The 18,284-nt window shown below is 67.1% G+C and carries 19 protein-coding genes; 12 read left to right on the top strand and 7 right to left on the bottom strand.

The genetic code is table 11. The features are described 5' to 3' along the window. Positions 1-107 precede the first annotated feature (107 nt). The 4 genes from N4G47_RS01220 to N4G47_RS01205 are packed head-to-tail and all read left to right on the top strand — an operon-like array spanning position 108 to position 3,563. Entirely contained in the window at positions 108-1,169 is a 1,062-nt protein-coding gene (locus N4G47_RS01220; protein ID WP_475289873.1) for an MlaE family ABC transporter permease, read from the top strand. A 1-nt stretch (position 1,170) separates the two neighbouring features. Continuing rightward, positions 1,171-1,998, top strand: coding sequence for an ABC transporter ATP-binding protein (locus tag N4G47_RS01215; protein ID WP_475284729.1), 828 nt, complete (start codon positions 1,171-1,173; stop codon positions 1,996-1,998). A gap of 3 nt (positions 1,999-2,001) precedes the next feature. Then, a complete protein-coding gene (locus N4G47_RS01210) occupies positions 2,002-2,928 on the top strand; it encodes an MlaD family protein (RefSeq protein ID WP_057496696.1) in 927 nt (308 codons plus the stop codon). Continuing rightward, positions 2,925-3,563 (top strand): ABC-type transport auxiliary lipoprotein family protein, encoded by a 639-nt coding sequence (locus N4G47_RS01205; protein WP_107232262.1) that lies wholly within the window; start codon positions 2,925-2,927, stop codon positions 3,561-3,563. The genes N4G47_RS01210 and N4G47_RS01205 overlap by 4 nt, the downstream gene beginning before the upstream one ends. Before the next feature lie 68 nt (positions 3,564-3,631). On the opposite strand, the gene N4G47_RS01200 is transcribed toward N4G47_RS01205, so the two are convergent. Beyond that, positions 3,632-4,222, bottom strand: a complete 591-nt coding sequence (locus N4G47_RS01200; RefSeq protein WP_475284726.1) for an alpha-ketoglutarate-dependent dioxygenase AlkB family protein — start codon at positions 4,220-4,222, stop codon at positions 3,632-3,634. Positions 4,223-4,340: 118 nt separating this feature from the next. Here N4G47_RS01200 and N4G47_RS01195 point away from each other — a divergent pair, with 118 nt between their 5' ends. Continuing rightward, a complete protein-coding gene (locus tag N4G47_RS01195; protein WP_475284724.1) occupies positions 4,341-6,389 on the top strand; it encodes a glycoside hydrolase family 99-like domain-containing protein in 2,049 nt (682 codons plus the stop codon). Positions 6,390-6,424: 35 nt separating this feature from the next. Here N4G47_RS01195 and N4G47_RS01190 read toward each other — a convergent pair whose 3' ends face one another. Both N4G47_RS01190 and N4G47_RS01185 read right to left on the bottom strand, forming a co-directional pair. Next, positions 6,425-7,057 carry a CoA transferase subunit B gene (locus N4G47_RS01190; protein WP_475284722.1) on the bottom strand — a complete coding sequence of 211 codons (633 nt, stop codon included), beginning with the start codon at positions 7,055-7,057 and terminating at the stop codon, positions 6,425-6,427. Between the two features lies 1 nt (position 7,058). Further along, positions 7,059-7,793: a CoA transferase subunit A gene (locus tag N4G47_RS01185; protein ID WP_249841991.1), complete on the bottom strand. Its 735-nt coding sequence runs from the start codon at positions 7,791-7,793 to the stop codon at positions 7,059-7,061. 139 nt (positions 7,794-7,932) lie between these two features. Here N4G47_RS01185 and N4G47_RS01180 point away from each other — a divergent pair, with 139 nt between their 5' ends. Beyond that, entirely contained in the window at positions 7,933-9,279 is a 1,347-nt protein-coding gene (locus N4G47_RS01180) for a phosphohexomutase domain-containing protein (RefSeq protein ID WP_475284720.1), read from the top strand. Between the two features lie 12 nt (positions 9,280-9,291). Then, positions 9,292-10,695, top strand: coding sequence for a mannose-1-phosphate guanylyltransferase/mannose-6-phosphate isomerase (locus N4G47_RS01175; RefSeq protein ID WP_475284718.1), 1,404 nt, complete (start codon positions 9,292-9,294; stop codon positions 10,693-10,695). Positions 10,696-10,770: 75 nt separating this feature from the next. Here N4G47_RS01175 and rfbD read toward each other — a convergent pair whose 3' ends face one another. Genes rfbD through rfbB form a run of 4 tightly spaced genes read right to left on the bottom strand, consistent with a single transcriptional unit; the run spans position 10,771 to position 14,178 of the window. Further along, entirely contained in the window at positions 10,771-11,670 is a 900-nt protein-coding gene (gene rfbD / locus N4G47_RS01170; protein ID WP_475284716.1) for a dTDP-4-dehydrorhamnose reductase, read from the bottom strand. Continuing rightward, positions 11,667-12,224 (bottom strand): dTDP-4-dehydrorhamnose 3,5-epimerase, encoded by a 558-nt coding sequence (rfbC, locus tag N4G47_RS01165; RefSeq protein WP_249841995.1) that lies wholly within the window; start codon positions 12,222-12,224, stop codon positions 11,667-11,669. Before rfbC ends, rfbD begins: the two co-directional genes overlap by 4 nt. Beyond that, a complete protein-coding gene (gene rfbA / locus N4G47_RS01160; RefSeq protein WP_249841996.1) occupies positions 12,221-13,108 on the bottom strand; it encodes a glucose-1-phosphate thymidylyltransferase RfbA in 888 nt (295 codons plus the stop codon). The genes rfbC and rfbA overlap by 4 nt, the downstream gene beginning before the upstream one ends. A gap of 14 nt (positions 13,109-13,122) precedes the next feature. Next, positions 13,123-14,178, bottom strand: a complete 1,056-nt coding sequence (gene rfbB, locus N4G47_RS01155; protein WP_475284713.1) for a dTDP-glucose 4,6-dehydratase — start codon at positions 14,176-14,178, stop codon at positions 13,123-13,125. 289 nt (positions 14,179-14,467) lie between these two features. Here rfbB and N4G47_RS01150 point away from each other — a divergent pair, with 289 nt between their 5' ends. From N4G47_RS01150 to N4G47_RS01130, 5 genes are all read left to right on the top strand, one after another. After that, the gene (locus N4G47_RS01150) at positions 14,468-15,214 is read left to right on the top strand and encodes an electron transfer flavoprotein subunit beta/FixA family protein (RefSeq protein WP_032127985.1); all 747 of its coding nucleotides are present in this window, start codon (positions 14,468-14,470) and stop codon (positions 15,212-15,214) included. Further along, the gene (locus N4G47_RS01145) at positions 15,214-16,152 is read left to right on the top strand and encodes an electron transfer flavoprotein subunit alpha/FixB family protein (RefSeq protein WP_107232252.1); all 939 of its coding nucleotides are present in this window, start codon (positions 15,214-15,216) and stop codon (positions 16,150-16,152) included. Before N4G47_RS01150 ends, N4G47_RS01145 begins: the two co-directional genes overlap by 1 nt. 155 nt (positions 16,153-16,307) lie before the next feature. Continuing rightward, on the top strand, positions 16,308-17,279 hold the full coding sequence (locus tag N4G47_RS01140; RefSeq protein ID WP_309336146.1) for a glycosyltransferase family 2 protein: 972 nt from the start codon (positions 16,308-16,310) through the stop codon (positions 17,277-17,279). 29 nt (positions 17,280-17,308) lie between these two features. Beyond that, positions 17,309-18,037 carry a GNAT family protein gene (locus tag N4G47_RS01135; RefSeq protein ID WP_475284710.1) on the top strand — a complete coding sequence of 243 codons (729 nt, stop codon included), beginning with the start codon at positions 17,309-17,311 and terminating at the stop codon, positions 18,035-18,037. Next, complete coding sequence (locus N4G47_RS01130; protein ID WP_475284708.1) at positions 18,034-18,282, top strand: acyl carrier protein; 249 nt, start codon at positions 18,034-18,036, stop codon at positions 18,280-18,282. The genes N4G47_RS01135 and N4G47_RS01130 overlap by 4 nt, the downstream gene beginning before the upstream one ends. The last annotated feature ends 2 nt before the right edge of the window (positions 18,283-18,284 follow it).

Genomic DNA, 18,284 nt, shown 5'->3' with positions numbered 1-18,284 from the left:
CCGGGTTCGACCCGACGTCCGCTACAGAACGGTTATGCTGCGATCCGAATGGCCCACGTGACCCCGAACCACGCCCCCAGCTCGAGCAGGACGCCCATGACCCGGGCCTGATCCACCTGTCCGGCACCTGGACCTTGAAGACCGCGCTGGCCGCGGCCGAGGTCCTGCATGGCGTTCCCGACAAGCTGACCGGCATCGATGCCACGGGCATCGAACAGCTGGACTCGGCCGGCGTGCTGCAGGTGCTGCGTGTGGCCCACCGCGCCGACCTGGGCGAAGAGGCCCTGCAGTTCCGTCCGGATCATCAGGCGCTGGTGTGCACCATCGAGGAAGTGGCCGATGACCGGCCCAAGCCCAAGCGCGATTTCGGCGTGCTGGCCGCGCTGGAGCGCCTGGGTGTCAGCGTGCATGCCACCGGCCACAACATCAAGGCGTTGTGCAGCTTCCTCGGCGAGAACCTGGTCAAGGCCGCACGCCTGGTCAAGGAACCGCGCCGGTTCCGGCTCACCGCCACCGTGCACCAGATGGAACAGGTGGGCCTGGATGCGGTGCCACTGGTGGCGCTGCTGTCCTACCTGGTCGGCGCGGTCATCGCCTTCCTCGGCTCGACCATCCTGCGCGACTTCGGCGCCGAGATCTACGTGGTCGAGCTGGTCAACATCGCCTTCCTGCGCGAGTTCGCCGTGCTGCTGACCGCGATCGTGCTGGCCGGCCGCACCGCCAGTGCGTTCACCGCGCAGATCGGTGCGATGAAGGCACGCGAGGAGATCGATGCGATGCGCACGCTGGGGCTGGACCCGGTCGATCTGCTGGTGCTGCCGCGCCTGCTGGCATTGCTGGTCACGCTGCCGCTGCTGACCTTCATCGCGATGATCGCCGGCCTGGCCGGTGGCATCACCGTGGGTGCGTTCGACCTGGATATTCCGCCACAGATGTACATCGCGCGCATGCACGAGACGATGGAAGTGCGGCACATGCTGGTCGGCCTGTCCAAGGCGCCGGTGTTCGCGCTGGTGATCGGCCTGATCGGCTGCCTGGAAGGGCTGAAGGTGGAAGGCACCGCGCAGTCGGTGGGCGAACGCACCACCTCCAGCGTGGTGCAGACCATCTCGCTGGTGATCATCATCGACGCCTTCGCGGCGTTGTGGTTCATGCACATGGACTGGTGAGATGACCCTATCGCCTGCCAACGAAACCCTCGACATGCGCGATGGCGACGGCCATGAGCTGGCCATCCGCGTGCGCGGGCTGGTCAACCGCTTCGGCAGCCAGACCGTGCACGAAGACCTGGACCTGGACGTGCGCCGTGGCGAAATCCTCGGCGTGGTCGGGGGTTCGGGTACCGGCAAGTCGGTGCTGATGCGCTCCATCCTCGGCCTGCGTACACCCGATGCGGGGCAGATCGAAGTGCTCGGCCGCGACGCGCGTGCCGACGATGCCGAAAGCCGCCTGCACATCGAGCGCAATACCGGCGTGCTGTTCCAGGACGGCGCCCTGTTCTCCTCGCTGACCGTGGGCGAGAACGTGCAGGTGCCGCTGAAGGAGCACCACCGCGAGCTGCCCGAGCGCTGGCACTACGAACTGGCGCTGCTGAAGGTGAAGCTGGCGGGCCTGCCGGCCGATGCGATCAACAAGCTGCCCTCGCAGCTGTCCGGCGGCATGCGCAAGCGCGCCGGGCTGGCCCGTGCGCTGGCACTGGACCCACCGCTGCTGTTCCTGGATGAACCCACCGCCGGCCTGGACCCGATCGGTGCGGCGGCGTTCGACCGCCTGATCAAGACCCTGCAGGAAGCGCTGGGGCTGACCGTGTTCCTGATCACCCATGACCTGGACACGCTGTACGCCATCTGCGACCGCGTCGCCGTGCTGGCTGACCGCAAGGTGGTCGCCAACGCGCCGTTGCCGGACATCGAGAAACTGGATCATCCGTGGATCCAGGAATACTTCCACGGACCGCGTGCGCGTGCCGCGCGCGGCGAACAGATCGAGAGTGCCTGAGCCATGGAAACCAAAGCCAACTACGTGCTGATCGGCGCGTTCACCCTGATCACCGGCCTGGCCCTGCTGGCCTTCGGCCTGTGGGCGGCCAAGTATTCGTCCGACCGCACCTGGCAGGAATACCGCGTGGTGTTCCGCGAGGCGGTGACCGGCCTGTCGGTCGGCAGCCCGGTGCAGTACAACGGCATCGCGGTCGGCTCGATCACCGAGCTGAATCTGGTCCCCGATGACCCGCGCCAGGTGGTTGCGCGCATCCGCCTCAATTCGACCACGCCGGTCAAGACCGATACCCGCGCCAAGCTGGCGATCACCAGCCTGACCGGGCCGTCGATCATCCAGCTCAGTGGCGGCACGCCGCAGTCGCCGGCGCTGACCACGGTCAACAAGGACCCGGCACCGATCATCCCGACCACGCCCTCCGCGCTGCAGAACATCACCGATGTGGCCAACCGCATCGTCGAGCGCATGGACCAGATTCTCAGCGACCGCAACGTGGCCTCGATCAACGCCACCCTGGCCAACCTGGAAACCATCAGTGGGGGCCTGGCCGACCGCGACCAGGGCACCCAGGCGCTGCTGCTCAGCGCGCGTGATGCCGCGCGCAGCCTCGATACCACGCTGAAGACAACCAACGGCACCATCGAGCGCCTGGACAAGAACCTGGTGCAGCAGCTGCCGGGCATCATCGACAAGCTCGACGCGACCCTGGCCAAGCTCGATTCGGCGGCCGGCAACGCCGATTCGATCCTGGGCGAGAACCGCGCGGCCATCAACAGCTTCGCCAACGATGGCCTGGGCCAGCTGGGCCCGACGCTGACCGAACTGCGCGGCCTGATCCGCGACCTGCGCCGGGTCAGCGACCGCCTCGAGAACAACCCCGCGCGCTACCTGCTGGGCCGCGACGCACCGAAGGAGTTCGAACCCAAATGAACCCGATGCCGCTTCCGCGCCTGCTGCTGGCCGCTTCGATGGTCGCCCTGCTGGGTGGCTGCTCCATCCTGGGCAGCAGCGAGAAAACGGCGGTGACGCTGTACTCGCCGGCCGTGCAGGTCAAGGCCGATCCGTCGTGGCCGCAGGCCAGCTGGCAGCTGGTGCTGGCCAAGCCCAGCGCCGCACGCATGGTCGACAGCCCGCGCATCAATGTGCGGCCGACGCCTTCGCAGCTGGAGATCTACAAGGGTGCCAGCTGGGCGCAGCCGGCCACCGACATGATCGAAGACACCCTGCTGCGCGGCTTCGAGGACTCCGGCCGCATCGGCGGGGTGGCCCGCAGCGCTGCCGGCATCCGTGCCGACTACAAGCTGTCCACCGACGTGCGCCGCTTCGAATCGGACTACCAGGGCCAGGCGACGCCGACGGTGGTGATCGAGCTCAACGCCAAGCTGATCCACGTGGCCGACCAGCGTGTGGTCGCCGACCGCACGTTCCGTCAGGCACAACCGGTCGGCAGCACGGACGTGCCGGCGGTGACCGCCGCCTTCGAACGCGGCCTGCAGCAGCTGGCGCAGGACGTGGTTGGCTGGACCCTGACCAGCGGCCAGGCGGACGCCGGCAGCAAGCGCTGAAGCGCAGCGGGGTCGGATCCCTTTCGCACCGCGAAAGGGCTCTGACCCCATCTGCACTGACCCCGCCCTCACCCGCGCGGCGTGATCCAGCGGAACGTCAGGTTGATGCGCTCGCCCTGCACCCGCGCCATCTTCGGCAGCGCATGCTGGTAATAGCGCTGGGTCGGCCCGGCCATCACCAGCAGGTCGCCGTGGCCCAGCACGAATTCGGCCTTGCGCGCCGGATCATCGCGCCGGCGCAACAGGAAGCGCCGTGCCGCACCGAGGGTCAGCGAGGCGATCACCGGTGCCGGCCCCAGCTCCGGTTCGTCGTCACTGTGCCAGCCCATGTAATCGCCGCCACTGCGGTAGCGGTTCAGCAGCACGCTGTTGAAGCGGCCGACACCGTCGGCCTGCAGCTGCTCACGCAGAGCCTGCAGCGCAGGCGGCCACGGCTGCGGCACGAAGTCGGCGCCGGAGTAGCGATAGCGGGCCTGTGGGTCGCCGATCCAGCAGCTCAACCGTGGCGAGTCCACCCAGTGGCCGAACATGCGGATGCGATGCACCTCCCAGGGCACGTCGGCCTGCAGCCCAGCCATCAGGGCATCGGCCCGGGCAGCGGCCAGCCAGCCCGGCAGGTGCTGGACATCGGCATCGGGCAGGTGGTGGGGGAAGAGCATGGCCACACGCTAGCATGCCGGTGTTTGCCGTCACGGCCGCCAGCGCTGAAAATGCCCGCATGACCGTTGCCCCGATGCCGATCCCCGTGTTCCGCCTGCCGTCCTGGTGCCACCCCCGATGAGCCTGCGCCAGACACTGTTCCCGCTGCTGCGCGCCGCGTTCCGGGCGCTGCCGCTGCCACAGGCACAGCGCGACCGGTTGCGCGCGCGGCTGCTGGCCCGGCATGCCGATTGGGTGCCGCCGCCACCGCGGGGCCAGCGCGATGCCGAGGGTGCGCCGGCCAACGCGCAACTGCGCTGGCGGGCCGACGAGGCGGCCATCGGATACCGCCCGCAGCTGTCGCAGGCACTGCCTTCCACGCTGCCGGCCACGCTGGTCGCCTTCTACCTGCCGCAGTTCCATACCTTCCCCGAGAATGACGCGTGGTGGGGCAAGGGCTTCACCGAATGGCGCAACGTCACGCGTGCACTGCCGCAGTTTGAAGGGCACGTGCAACCACGCCTGCCGGCGGACCTGGGCTTCTACGATCTGCGCAACCGGCAGGTAATGCGTGACCAGGCGCAACTTGCGGCCGAGCACGGCATCGGCGCGTTCTGCTTCTATTTCTACTGGTTCAGCGGCCGCACCCTGATGGAAGATCCGGTGCGCCAGTGGCTGGCCGATGACAGCATCGAACTGCCGTTCTGCCTGTGCTGGGCCAACGAAAACTGGGCACGCCGCTGGGATGGCCGCGACGAAGACATCCTGATCGGCCAGCAGCACAGCGCTGAAGACGATCTGGCCTTCATCGCCCACGTGGCGCCGTACCTGCGCGACCGCCGCGCCCTGAAGGTCGATGGCCGGCCGATGCTGCTGGTCTACCGCCCCAATCTGCTGCCCGACGCACGCGCCACCGGCGAGCGCTGGCGCCACTGGTGCCGCGACAACGGCATCGGCGAGATCCATCTGGCCTACGTACAGGGGTTCGAACGCCCGGATCCGCGCGACATCGGCTTCGACGCGGCCATCGAGTTTCCGCCGAACATGAGCAATCCCGGCTCGTTGTCGGCACAGCAGTGGCTGCTCAACCCGGAGTTCCATGGCGATGTCCGCGACTGGCGCGAACTGGCGGCCGACATCGCTGCACGCCCGCTGCCGGACTATCCGCTCTATCCCGGCGTGAACCCCGGCTGGGACAACGAGGCACGCCGCTCCGGGCGTGGCCGCGTGTACCTGCACGCCTCGCCGCGCGGCTACCGCGACTGGCTGCGCAGTACCGTGCATGAGCGCCTGTCGACGGCAGCGCAGAACCAACGCCTGGTCTTCATCAACGCCTGGAACGAATGGGCCGAAGGCGCCGTACTGGAGCCCGACGCACGGCTCGGCCACGCCTGGCTGCAGGCAACGCGCGATGCGCTGTCACCGGCACCGGCCGGGAATCGGCAACCGGCGGTGCACATCCATGCCTGGTATCTGGAAACGCTGCCGGAGGTGCTGGGCGCGCTGCGCGAGGCGTCGCTGCCGTGGCGGATCATCGTGACCACGCCGGCGCATCAGGTCGAGGCGGTCCAGCAGGCACTGTCGGCACAGGGGCTGCAGGGTGAGGTCAGCGCGGTGGAAAACCGGGGACGCGACATCCTGCCCTTCCTCGAAGTGGCCGAGCGGCTGCTCCAGGATCACCACGATGTGGTGCTGAAGCTGCATACCAAGCGTTCAACCCACCGCGCCGACGGCGATCAATGGCGGCAGGAACTGCTGCAACGGCTGGTACAGGGCGGGCGCGCCGCACGCCTCCACGCCGCCTTCCAGGCCGACCCTGCATTGGGCATGGTGGCCGCTGAGGGCCACCTGCTGCCGGTGAGCGGTTTTGTGGGCGGCAACGGTCCCGCGCTGGCGCGCCTGCAGGCCCGACTGGGTCTGCGGCAACCGCTGCAGGCCAGCCGCTTTGCGGCCGGCAGCATGGGGTGGTGGCGGCTGCAGGCGCTGCGCCCGTTGCTGGACGCACACCTCTATCGCAGTGACTTCGAGGCCGAACACGGCCAGATCGATGGCACCCTCGCCCATGCCATCGAGCGTGCACTGGGCGCCTGTTGCGAGCAGGCCGGGCTGCGCATGATCAGTGCAGCGGCGTGCCTGGGCGAGCCCGACATCGACGACGGCGACTACACCTACGCACGGCGCAGCTGAACGCAGGGGCCCGCATGGGCCCCTGCCGGTACCAGTCAGGCGCGCTGGAAAGCGACGCCGGTCTTTTCCTTCAGCTCGTCATCGCCGACACCCGGCGCGGCTTCCACCAGCCGCAATCCGTCATCGGTGACATCGAACACCGCCAGATCGGTGATGATGCGGTCGACCACGCCCACGCCGGTCAGCGGCAGCGTGCATTCGGTCAGGATCTTGTGTTCGCCGTTCCTGGCAGTGTGCTCCATCAGCACCACCACGCGCTGTACGCCGGCCACCAGGTCCATCGCACCGCCCATGCCCTTGACCATCTTGCCGGGCACCATCCAGTTGGCCAGGTCGCCCTTGTCGGTCACCTGCATGGCCCCGAGGATGGCCAGGTTGACGTGGCCACCGCGGATCATCGCGAAGCTGTCGTGGCTGCCGAAATAGCTGGCGCCGGCGCGGGCGGTGACGGTCTGCTTGCCGGCATTGATCAGGTCGGCGTCGACTTCGGCTTCAGTCGGGAACGGGCCGATGCCGAGCAGGCCATTCTCCGACTGCAACCACACATCCACGCCCTCGGGGATATGGTTGGCGACCAGGGTCGGCAGGCCGATGCCCAGGTTCACGTAGGCACCATCGGTCAGTTCCTGGGCAGCGCGCGCCGCCATCTCGTCACGGGTCCACGCCATGTCAGTTGCCCTCCGCGCGGATGGTGCGCTGTTCGATGCGTTTCTCAGGGTGCGCGTTGTGCACGATGCGGTGCACATAGATGCCCGGCAGATGCACCTGGTCCGGATCGATGGCGCCCACCGGCACCACCTCCTCCACTTCCACGATGCAGACCTTGCCGGCCATCGCACAGGCCGGGTTGAAGTTGCGCGCGGTCTTGCGGAACACCAGGTTGCCGGCTTCGTCGGCCTTCCACGCCTTGACCAGCGCCACGTCGGCGCGCAGCGCGGTTTCCATCACGTAGTGCTTGCCGTCGAACTCGCGTGTTTCCTTGCCTTCGGCCACCACCGTGCCGTAGCCGGTGGCGGTGAAGAATGCCGGAATGCCCGCGCCGCCGGCACGCAGGCGTTCGGCCAGGGTGCCCTGCGGATTGAACTCCAGCTCCAGCTCACCGGCCAGGAACTGCCGCTCGAATTCCTTGTTCTCGCCCACGTAGGACGAGATCATCTTGCTGATCTGCCGCGTTTCCAGCAGCTGGCCCAGGCCGAAGCCATCGACGCCGGCATTGTTGGAGATCACGGTCAGGCCCTTGGCGCCGCTGTCACGCAGTGCAGCGATCAGCGCCTCGGGAATGCCACACAGGCCGAAGCCGCCCACCGCCAGGGTCTGGCCATCGGCGACCACGCCCTCCAGCGCCTGGGCCGCGCTGGCAAAGCGCTTGCTGCGCCTGCCGCCGGTCGTTGCCGGGTTGCTCATCTACGCCCTCACCTCGTTGATGTAATGCGCCCATTCTAGGCCAGCCGCTGCACCGGTCACGTGGCGTTGCGGCATGGAAACGCTTCCCATACAGCGCAGGCACTACAATCGGGGGCTGAGCTCACCAAGGATCCGATCGATGCCCCTGCCCGCCTTCAAGGCCTACGACATCCGCGGCCGCGTGCCGGAAGAACTGAACGAAGACCTGGCACGCCGCATCGGCGTGGCCCTGGCCGCGCAGCTCGCGCCGGGCCCGGTGGTCCTCGGCCACGACGTGCGCCTGACCAGCCCGGCGCTGCAGGACGCGCTGGCGGCCGGCCTGCGCGGCACCGGCCGCGAGGTGATCGACATCGGCCTGTGCGGCACCGAAGAGGTCTATTTCCAGACCGATCATCTGGGTGCGGCCGGCGGCGTGATGGTCACCGCCAGCCACAATCCGATGGATTACAACGGCATGAAGCTGGTCAAGGAAAACGCACGGCCGATCAGCTCCGATACCGGCCTGTTCGCGATTTCCGATGCGGTGGCCGCCGATACCTCCGCGGCAGAGCCGCCGCGCGCCGGGCAGAGTGAGCAGCACGACAAGAGCGCCTACATCGACCATCTGTTGAGTTACGTCGATGCCGGCAAGCTCAAGCCGCTGAAGCTGGTGGTCAATGCCGGCAACGGTGGCGCCGGCGCCATCGTCGACCTGCTCGCCCCGCACCTGCCGTTCGAGTTCATCCGCATCTGCCACGAACCCGATGGCAGCTTCCCCAACGGCATCCCCAATCCGCTGCTGCCGGAAAACCGCGCCGCCACCGCCGACGCGGTGCGCGAACACGGCGCCGATTTCGGCATCGCCTGGGATGGTGACTTCGACCGTTGCTTCTTCTTCGACCACAGCGGCCGCTTCATCGAGGGCTACTACCTGGTCGGCCTGCTGGCCAAGGCAATCCTGGCGCGCAACCCCGGCGGCAAGATCGTGCATGACCCGCGCCTGGTCTGGAACACCGTGGACATGGTTGAGCAGGCCGGCGGCGTGCCGGTGCAGTGCAAGAGCGGCCACGCCTTCATCAAGGAAAAGATGCGCGCCGAGGACGCGGTGTACGGCGGCGAGATGAGCGCCCACCACTACTTCCGCGAGTTTGCCTATGCCGACTCCGGCATGATCCCGTGGCTGCTGATCGCACAGCTGGTTTCCGAAAGCGGCCGCTCGCTGGCCGACTGGGTGGAGGACCGCATGGCTGCCTATCCGTGCAGCGGCGAGATCAATTTCAAGGTGGCCGATGCCAAGGCTGCCGTGGCGCGCGTGATGGAGCATTTCGCCGCGCAGTCGCCGGCGCTGGACCACACCGATGGCATCAGTGCCGACTTTGGTGCCTGGCGCTTCAACCTGCGCAGTTCCAACACCGAGCCGCTGCTGCGCCTGAACGTCGAGTCGCGCGGCGATGCCGCGCTGATGCAGGCGCGCACCGATGAGCTCTCCCGCCTCATCCAGCAGTAACCGGGGAAGACCATGAGCAGCCTCCAGCCTGTCATCCTGTCCGGCGGATCCGGCACCCGCCTGTGGCCGCTTTCGCGCGAGGCCTACCCGAAGCAGTTCCTGCCGCTGGCCGGTGAACTGACGATGCTGCAGGCCACCTGGCAGCGCGTGGCGCCGCTCGCCGCGCGTGGCCCGCTGGTGATCGCCAACGAAGAACACCGCTTCGTCGCCGCCGAGCAGCTGCAGCAGGTGGGCGCCGAACCGGCCGCGATCATCCTCGAGCCGGTCGGCCGCAACACCGCGCCGGCGATCGCGGTGGCCGCGCTGGAAGCCACCCGCGACGGCGCCGATGCGCTGCTGCTGGTGCTGCCCTCCGACCACGTGATCACCGACGAAGCGGCGTTCCGCGCAGCGGTTCAGGCCGCCGGCGGTGCCGCCGAAGCCGGCAAGCTGGTCACCTTCGGCATCGTGCCGACCGGCCCGGAAACCGGCTACGGCTACATCAAGGCGGCCGACGGCCAGGGCCTGCGTGCGGTCGAGCGCTTCGTCGAAAAGCCCGACCTGGAGACCGCCACCGGCTACGTGGCCAGCGGCCAGTACTACTGGAACAGCGGCATGTTCCTGTTCAAGGCCTCGCGCTACCTGCAGGAACTGGAACGCTTCCAGCCGGCGATGCTGGCCGGCAGCCGCAGCGCCTGGCAGCAGGCCCGCCGCGATGCCGACTTCACCCGCCTGGACAAGGACGCTTTCAGTGCGGTGCCGTCCGATTCAATCGACTACGCGGTGATGGAAAAGACCGCCGATGCGGTGGTGATCCCGCTGGATGCGGGCTGGAATGACGTCGGCTCGTGGACGGCGCTGCGCGATGTCTCGCAGCAGGACGGCGACGGCAACGCCCACCACGGCGATGTGATCGCCATTGATTGCCGCAACACCTATGCCTACGCGCAGCGCCTGGTGGCGCTGGTGGGGCTGGACGATGTGGTGGTGGTGGAAACCGATGACGCGGTGCTGGTCGGCAAGGCCGACCGCATGCAGGACGTCAAGACAGTGGTGGCGCAGCTCAAGGCCGAAGGCCGCAGCGAGGCCACCTGGCACCGCAAGGTCTATCGTCCGTGGGGCGCCTACGATTCGATCGACAACGGCGAGCGCTTCCAGGTCAAGCGGATCACGGTCAAGCCGGGCGGTACGTTGAGCCTGCAGATGCACCACCACCGCGCCGAGCACTGGATCGTGGTCAGCGGCACGGCCGAGGTAACCCGCGGCGACGAGGTGATCCTGCTCAGCGAGAACCAGAGCACCTACATCCCGCTGGGCGTGACCCATCGCCTGCGCAACCCGGGCAAGCTGCCGCTGGAACTGATCGAAGTGCAGTCGGGCAGCTATCTCGGCGAAGACGACATCGTGCGCTTCGAGGACACCTACGGGCGCAGCTGATCCGGCGCCCGTGGGTGGGGTGGGTGCCGACCGTTGGTCGGCACACGGTGCAGGCGCCGTCGAGCAAGCTCGACGCTACGCGCTGGCCACTTCGGCCATCACCCGCTTCAGGCCGTCCTGCCACGCCGGCAGCACGATGCCGAAATCCTGCTGCAGCTTGCGGTTGTCCAGCACCGACCAGGCCGGACGCTGGGCCGGGGTCGGGTACTCGGAGCTGGCAATCGCTTCCACCGCTGGCACTTTGGCCAGCACGCCGGTCGCCAATGCCTGCGCGAAGATCGCCTCGGCGAAGCCATGCCAGCTGGTCTGGCCACTGGCAGTCAGATGCCAGGTGCCCGAAAGCTGGCCCGGATGCTGCAGTGCCTGCGCGGTGACATCGGCAATCAGCGCGGCCGGCGTCGGCGTACCGATCTGGTCGGCCACCACCCGCAGCTGGTCACGCTCGGCCCCCACGCGCAGCATGGTGCGCATGAAGTTCGCGCCGTGCGAGGCATACACCCACGCCGTGCGGAAGATCAGATGGCGCCCGCCTGCGGCACGCACGGCATCCTCACCGTCGCGCTTGCTGGTGCCGTACACGCCCAGCGGTGCGGTCGGCTCGTCCTCGCGATACGGCGCAGTGCCCTGCCCGTCGAACACGTAGTCGGTCGAGTAGTGCACGAATGGCACGTCGTGGGCCGCGCACCAGCGCGCGAGCACACCCGGCGCCTGCGCGTTGGCCGCGAACGCGGCCTCGGCGTCCTGTTCGGCACGATCCACCGCCGTGTAGGCGGCGGCATTGACCACCACCGACGGCTGCAGCCGGTCCAGCAGCGCCGGCAGGCTGTCGGGCTGGCCGAAGTCGGCCACTTCGCAGGCGCTGCCGTCGGGCAGCTGGCCGCTGCGGGTGGTGGCAACCACTGCACCCAGCGGCGCCAGCGCGCGCAGCAGTTCCTGGCCGACCTGGCCGTTGCCGCCGAACACCAGCACCGTCATGGGGTGTAGACCGGCAGGCGGTCTTCAGCGATGTCCTTCAGGAATGGCGCGTTCTCGTCCTTGGCCGACAACGTCGGCGCACTGATCGGCCAATCCACGGCGATGTCGGCATCGTTCCAGCGCACGCCGGCATCGAAGTCCTTCAGGTAGACCTCGGTGCACAGATAGCTGAACACCGCGCGCTCGGACAGCACGGCAAAGCCGTGGGCGAAGCCTTCGGGAATCCAGAACTGCTTCTTGTTCTCCGCGCTCAGCACCACCGCTTCCCACTGGCCGAAGGTCGGCGAACCGCGACGGATGTCGACGGCCACGTCATAGACCTCGCCTTCCAGCACGCTGACCAGCTTGCCCTGCGGGCGCGGCCACTGGTAATGCAGGCCACGCAGCACACCCTGCGCCGAAGTGGAAACATTGCTCTGCACGAAGCGATCCGGCAGGCCCAGCGCAGCGAAGCGCTCGGCGTTCCAGGTCTCGAAGAAATAGCCGCGCGCATCACCGAACACGGCCGGCTCGATCACCACGCAGCCGGGCAACTTGGTTTCAATCACTTTCACGGAACAACTCCACGCAATGCCAGCTTGTGCAGGTACTGGCCGTAGCCATTCTTGATCAGCGGCGCCGCCAGCGCTTCCAGCTGTTCGGCGTTGATCCAGCCCTGGCCGAAGGCGATTTCCTCCGGGCAGCAGACCTGCAGGCCCTGCCGGGTCTGGATGGTTTCGATGAAGTTGGACGCTTCCAGCAGCGACTGGTGGGTGCCGGTATCGAGCCAGGCATAGCCGCGGCCCAGCGCTTCCAGGTGCAGGTTGCCCTCGGCCAGGTAGCGCTTGTTGAGATCGGTGATCTCCAGTTCGCCACGCGGCGACGGCTTCAGTTCGGCGGCGTGCGCGCTGGCATTGCCGTCATAGAAGTACAGGCCGGTCACCGCATAGTTCGAACGCGGATTCTCCGGCTTCTCGACCAGGTCGATGACCTTGCCGGTCTTGTCGAACTCGGCCACGCCGTAGCGTTCCGGGTCATTCACCCAGTAGCCGAACACAGTGGCACCGTCGGTGCGCTCGTCGGCGCGCTTGAGCACCTCGCGCAGACCGTGGCCGTGGAAGATGTTGTCGCCCAGCACCAGGCAGCTCGGTTTGCCGGCCACGAAATCGCGGCCGATCAGGTAGGCCTGGGCCAGGCCATCGGGGCTGGGCTGCACGGCGTACTGGATGTCCATGCCCCACTGCGAGCCGTCGCCCAGCAGCTGCTGGAACAGCGCCTGCTCGTGCGGGGTGTTGATGATCAGCACCTCGCGGATGCCCGCCAGCATCAGCACGCTGAGCGGGTAATAGATCATCGGCTTGTCATACACCGGCAGCAGCTGCTTGCTGACGCCCTTGGTGATCGGATACAGCCGGGTGCCGGAACCGCCGGCCAGGATGATGCCTTTGCGTTGGGTCATGTCGTCTCCTGGGTTCAGGCCGCGGTGCCGATGCGCTGCAGGCGGTAGCTGCCGTCCAGCACGCCGTTGACCCATTCCTGGTTGTCCAGGTACCAGTCGACGGTGAAGGTGATGCCCTGCTCGAAGGTGTAGGCCGGCTCCCAGCCCAGGTCGTTCTTCAGCTTGGAGGCATCGATCGCATAGCGGCGGTCATGGCCGGGGCGGTCGGTGACATAGGTGATCTGGCTGCTGCGCGGCTGGCCGTCCGCACGCGGGCGGCGCTGGTCCAGCAGTGCGCAGATGGCCTGCACCACTTCGATGTTCTGCTTTTCCGAGTTGCCGCCCACGTTGTAGGTCTCGCCCACCTGGCCCTTGGCCAGTACGGTGCGGATCGCCTCGCAGTGGTCGGACACGAACAGCCAGTCGCGCACCTGCTTGCCATCGCCGTACACCGGCAGCGGCTCGCCGGCCAGCGCCTTGGCGATCACCAGCGGAATGAGCTTTTCCGGGAAGTGGTACGGGCCGTAGTTGTTGGAGCAGTTGGTGGTCAGCACCGGCAACCCGTAGGTGTGGTGGAACGCACGCACCAGGTGGTCCGAAGCGGCCTTGGACGCCGAGTACGGCGAATTGGGCGCATACGGGGTGGTTTCGCTGAACTTGCCGGTCTCACCCAGGGTGCCGTACACCTCGTCGGTGGACACGTGCAGGAAGCGGAACGCCGCGCCCTGCTCGGCCGGCAGCGCCTTCCAATGGTCGCGCACGGCTTCCAGCAGGCCCAGGGTGCCCACCACGTTGGTCTGGATGAAGGCGCCCGGGCCATCGATGGAACGATCGACGTGGCTTTCGGCGGCGAAATTCAGCACCGCGTCCGGCTGGTGCTCGGCCAGCAGGCGGGCGACCAGCTCACGGTCGCCGATGTCGCCCTGCACGAACACGTGGTTGGGGTTGCCCTCCAGGCTGGACAGGGTCTTCAGGTTGCCGGCGTAGGTCAGCACGTCAAGGTTGACGACCTTGATGCCGCGAGCGACGGCTTCAAGAACGAAATTACCGCCAATGAATCCGGCGCCGCCGGTGACAAGCCATGTGGGCACTACCTGTTCTCCTGATCGAAATGTCATCCATGGGGCGCACGTGGGCGCTCCCGCACAGCGGCACAGCATACATGCCCCCGTCTTCACGACTGCCAGTGTGGCGTGAATGGCGCTCCTGGCAGGCCCGTTTCATGCCGCGATGCAGCATCACCATACGCATTCGCATGGTCGCCCCAAGCCAGCTAGAATCGGGATCCCACCCCCGAACCGGTTGCTGTTGCAGGACCGGATGTTCCCCCCAGCAAATGTGAGCCGGCCAGCGGCCGGCACTACAAGGACCCCGTACCAGATGAAAATCCTCGTCGCGTACAAGCGCGTGGTGGACTACAACGTCCGCATTCAGGTCAAGCCGGACGGTTCCGGCGTGGTCACCGACGGCGTCAAGCTGTCTCCCAATCCCTTCGATGAAATCGCCCTGGAAGAAGCTCTGCGCCTGCGCGACAAGGGCATCGCCAGCGAAGTCGTGGTTGCCACCATCGCTCCGGCCGACGCCCAGGCGCACCTGCGCAACGGCCTGGCCATGGGCGCCAACCGTGCCATCCACGTCGTCACCGACCAGGCCATCCAGCCGCTGACCGCCTCGCGCACCCTGCTCAAGCTGATCGAGAAGGAACAGCCGGACCTGGTGATCCTGGGCAAGCAGGCCATCGACGACGACGCCAACCAGACCGGCCAGATGCTGGCCACGCTGTGGGGCCGCCCGCAGGCGACTTTCGCCAGCAAGCTGGACATTGCCGACGGCAAGGCCACGGTGACCCGCGAAGTCGATGCCGGCCTGGAAACGCTGGAAGTCGATCTGCCGGCGGTGGTCACCACCGACCTGCGCCTGAACGAGCCGCGCTTCATCAAGCTGCCGGACATCATGAAGGCCAAGGCCAAGCCGCTGGAGACCCTGCAGCTGGCCGACCTCGGCGTTGAAGCCGCCGACACCTTCAAGACCACCCAGTACGCCGCGCCGTCCAAGCGCAGCAAGGGTGTGATGGTCAAGGACGCGGCCGAACTGGTTGCCGCACTCAAGCAGAAGGGGCTGCTGTAATGAGCAAGATTCTCGTCATCGCCGAGCACCACGACGGCAAGCTCAACGCCGCCACCGCCAAGACCGTCAGCGCCGCCGCCGCCATCAGCGGTGCCAGCATCGACGTGCTGGTGCTGGCCGCCGACCCGGCCGCCGTTGCCGCCGAAGCGGCGAAAATCGCCGGCGTCGCCAAGGTCCTGACCGTGGCCAACGCCGCCAACGCGCAGGCCATCGCCCAGGTGCTGGCGCCGCAGATCGCGCAGCTGGCCAAGGGCTATACCCATGTGTTCGGCCCGTCGACCACCTTCGGCAAGGACCTGATGCCGTGCGTGGCCGCCCTGCTCGGCGTCAACCAGGTCTCTGACCTGATGAGCGTGGAAGGCAGCCACACCTTCAAGCGCCCGATCTACGCCGGCAACGCGATCATCACCGTGGAAGCCCCGGCCGACCAGATCGTGGTCGCCACCGTGCGCGCCGCGTCCTGGCCGGAAGCCGCCCAGGGTGGCAACGCCACCGTTGAAGCGGCCAGCGTCGACGCGGCCCTGCCGACCCACACCCGCTTCGTCGGACTGGCCGCCGGTGCCAGCGACCGCCCGGACCTGCAGGCCGCCAAGCGCGTGGTCTCCGGTGGCCGCGGCGTGGGTTCGGAAGAGAACTTCAAGGTCATCTTCCAGCTGGCCGACAAGCTCGGTGCCGCCGTCGGTGCCTCGCGCGCCGCCGTCGATGCCGGCTATGTGCCCAGCGATCTGCAGGTCGGCCAGACCGGCAAGATCATCGCGCCGGAGCTGTATGTGGCCGTGGGCATCAGCGGTGCGATCCAGCATCTCACCGGCATCAAGGACGCCGGCACCATCGTGGCAATCAACAAGGACGGCGATGCGCCGATCTTCGAGATTGCCGACATCGGCCTGGTCGGCGACCTGTTCGCAATCCTGCCGGAGCTGGAAAAGGCGCTCTGACTCACGCGACGGTGGCGGCGCCTGCGCCGCCGCCGTCATGCCGGACTCTGCCCGGGCGTCTATACTCTTCCGTTGCCGGATTTATCCCCTCCTGGCGGAAGCGCCGGCGCGATGGATCCGATTTCCCTGAAGATGGCGCCGAGGCCCACCACTCCATGACCGCTGTTCCGCCTTCCCCTCCGCAGCCGCACGTCGAACTGTCCGTCGTCGCACCTGTCTATGGCTGTAAAGGGTGCCTGGAAGATCTCGTCGATCAGGTCCAGGCTGCGGCAGGATCCATGGGCGTGTCGTTCGAGATGATTCTGGTCGACGACGCCAGCCCCGACGGCGCATGGCCGCGCATCCAGGAACTGGCTGCCAGCCGGCCCTGGCTCAAGGGCCTGAAGCTCTCGCGCAATTTCGGGCAGCACTCGGCCATTTCGGCCGGCATCGAGCACGCGCAAGGCCGTTGGACGGTCGTCATGGATTGCGATCTGCAGGATGTACCTGCAGAAATTCCCGGCCTGTACCGCAAGGCCGTGGATGAGCAGTTTGAAGCCGTGTTCGCGCAGCGGGTACAGCGGATGGACTCTCCGCTCAAGCGCCTCTCGTCGTGGGGGTTCTTTGCGGTGCTGGGTTGGCTGACCGGCGTACCGCAGGACCCTTCCACCGCCAATTTCGGCATTTTCCACCGCAAGGTCATCGATGCGGTCTGTGCAATGCCGGAGCGTGATCGCTCGTTCCCGCTGATGGTGAAATGGGCCGGCTTCCGCACCGGCAAGCTTCCCGTACGCCACCAGCAACGTGCAGAGGGTGAATCGTCCTACACCCTGCGACGCCTGCTGCGCCTGGCCATGAACATCGCTCTGGGTTATTCGGAGAAGCCGCTGCGCATGGTGGCCGGCACCGGCATGTTCTGCGCGCTGGTCGCCTTCGTCATGGTTGCCATCAGCCTCTGGCGCTGGTGGGACGGGGACATCCAGGTTGCAGGTTACACCTCGATCATCGCCGCCATCTGGCTGATTGGCGGCTTGATGATGTTCTCCATGGGCGTTGTGGGCCTGTACGTCGGCCAGGTCTTCCGCAACGTGCAGCGGCGCCCCTACTACATCGTCTCTGAAACGACCGTTCACGGAGCGGCGCCATGACCCACCTGTCTGTGCAGGCGGACGGCGGCGTGGTCGAGGCGCGCCTGACGCCCTGGGACGAGCGCGCGCTGGCTTTCACCACCGCCGAGATCACCCGTCTGGATGCGGCCACCACCGACCAGGCGGCCGCATTGCTGGACCAGACCCAGGCCTGGGCCAGGCAACAGGGTGTCCACTACCTGTTCGGCCGCATCGATGCCAATGCGCATGCGCTGCGTGCCGCGGTGCTCGGCTGTGGCTTCCAGTTCGTTGAAACCTCACTGACGGTGTCGCGCAGCGGCATGGGACAGCTGCCCGCGGTCCCGCGCGGGATGCTGCCTGCGCTGCGACCGGCAGTTGCCGCAGACATCCCGTTGCTGCGGTCCATCGCCGCCGACGATTTCGGGCATGGCCGTTTTCTGGAAGACCCTGCCATCGACCCTGCACACGCGCGTCTTCGCACCGCCAACTGGATCGAGGACCTGGTCAACGCCCAGCTGGTGCAGACCGCCGAATCACGCGGCCGCGTCATTGGCTTCCATGCAGAGCGTGTCTTCGCTGACGAGCACAGGGCAGAGCTGCTGCTGACCGGCGCCGCCGCCCCGTACGCCATGCTGGCCATGCCGCTATGGGTCACGGCACTGCAATCACTGGCCGCCCGGGATATCCAGCGCTGCACGACGCTGGTGTCCGCCGCCAATACCGGCATCATCAATCTGTATGCCCGGCTTGGCTTCCAATTCAATTCATCTCTTAACGGATTCCGGAAATTCCTATGAGCAACTCCAGCAACGAAGATCAGGTTGTGGCCGTGTTCGCCCGCGTGTTGGGCATCGATACCGCGCAGGTGACCGACGAACTGCGTTACAACACGATTCCGCAGTGGGATTCGATCGCGCACATGTCCGTGGTCGCGGCGCTGGAAGAAGCGTTCAACGTCATGATCGACATGGACGAAGTGATCGACATGAGCTCGGTCGGCAAGGCGCGTGAAATCCTGCGCAAGCACGGCGCTGCTGTCTGACA

This window comes from Stenotrophomonas sp. GSD10, from assembly GCF_056172695.1.
Note: the sequence above shows the minus strand (reverse complement) of the source record. Positions and strands in the feature narration are given on the sequence as shown.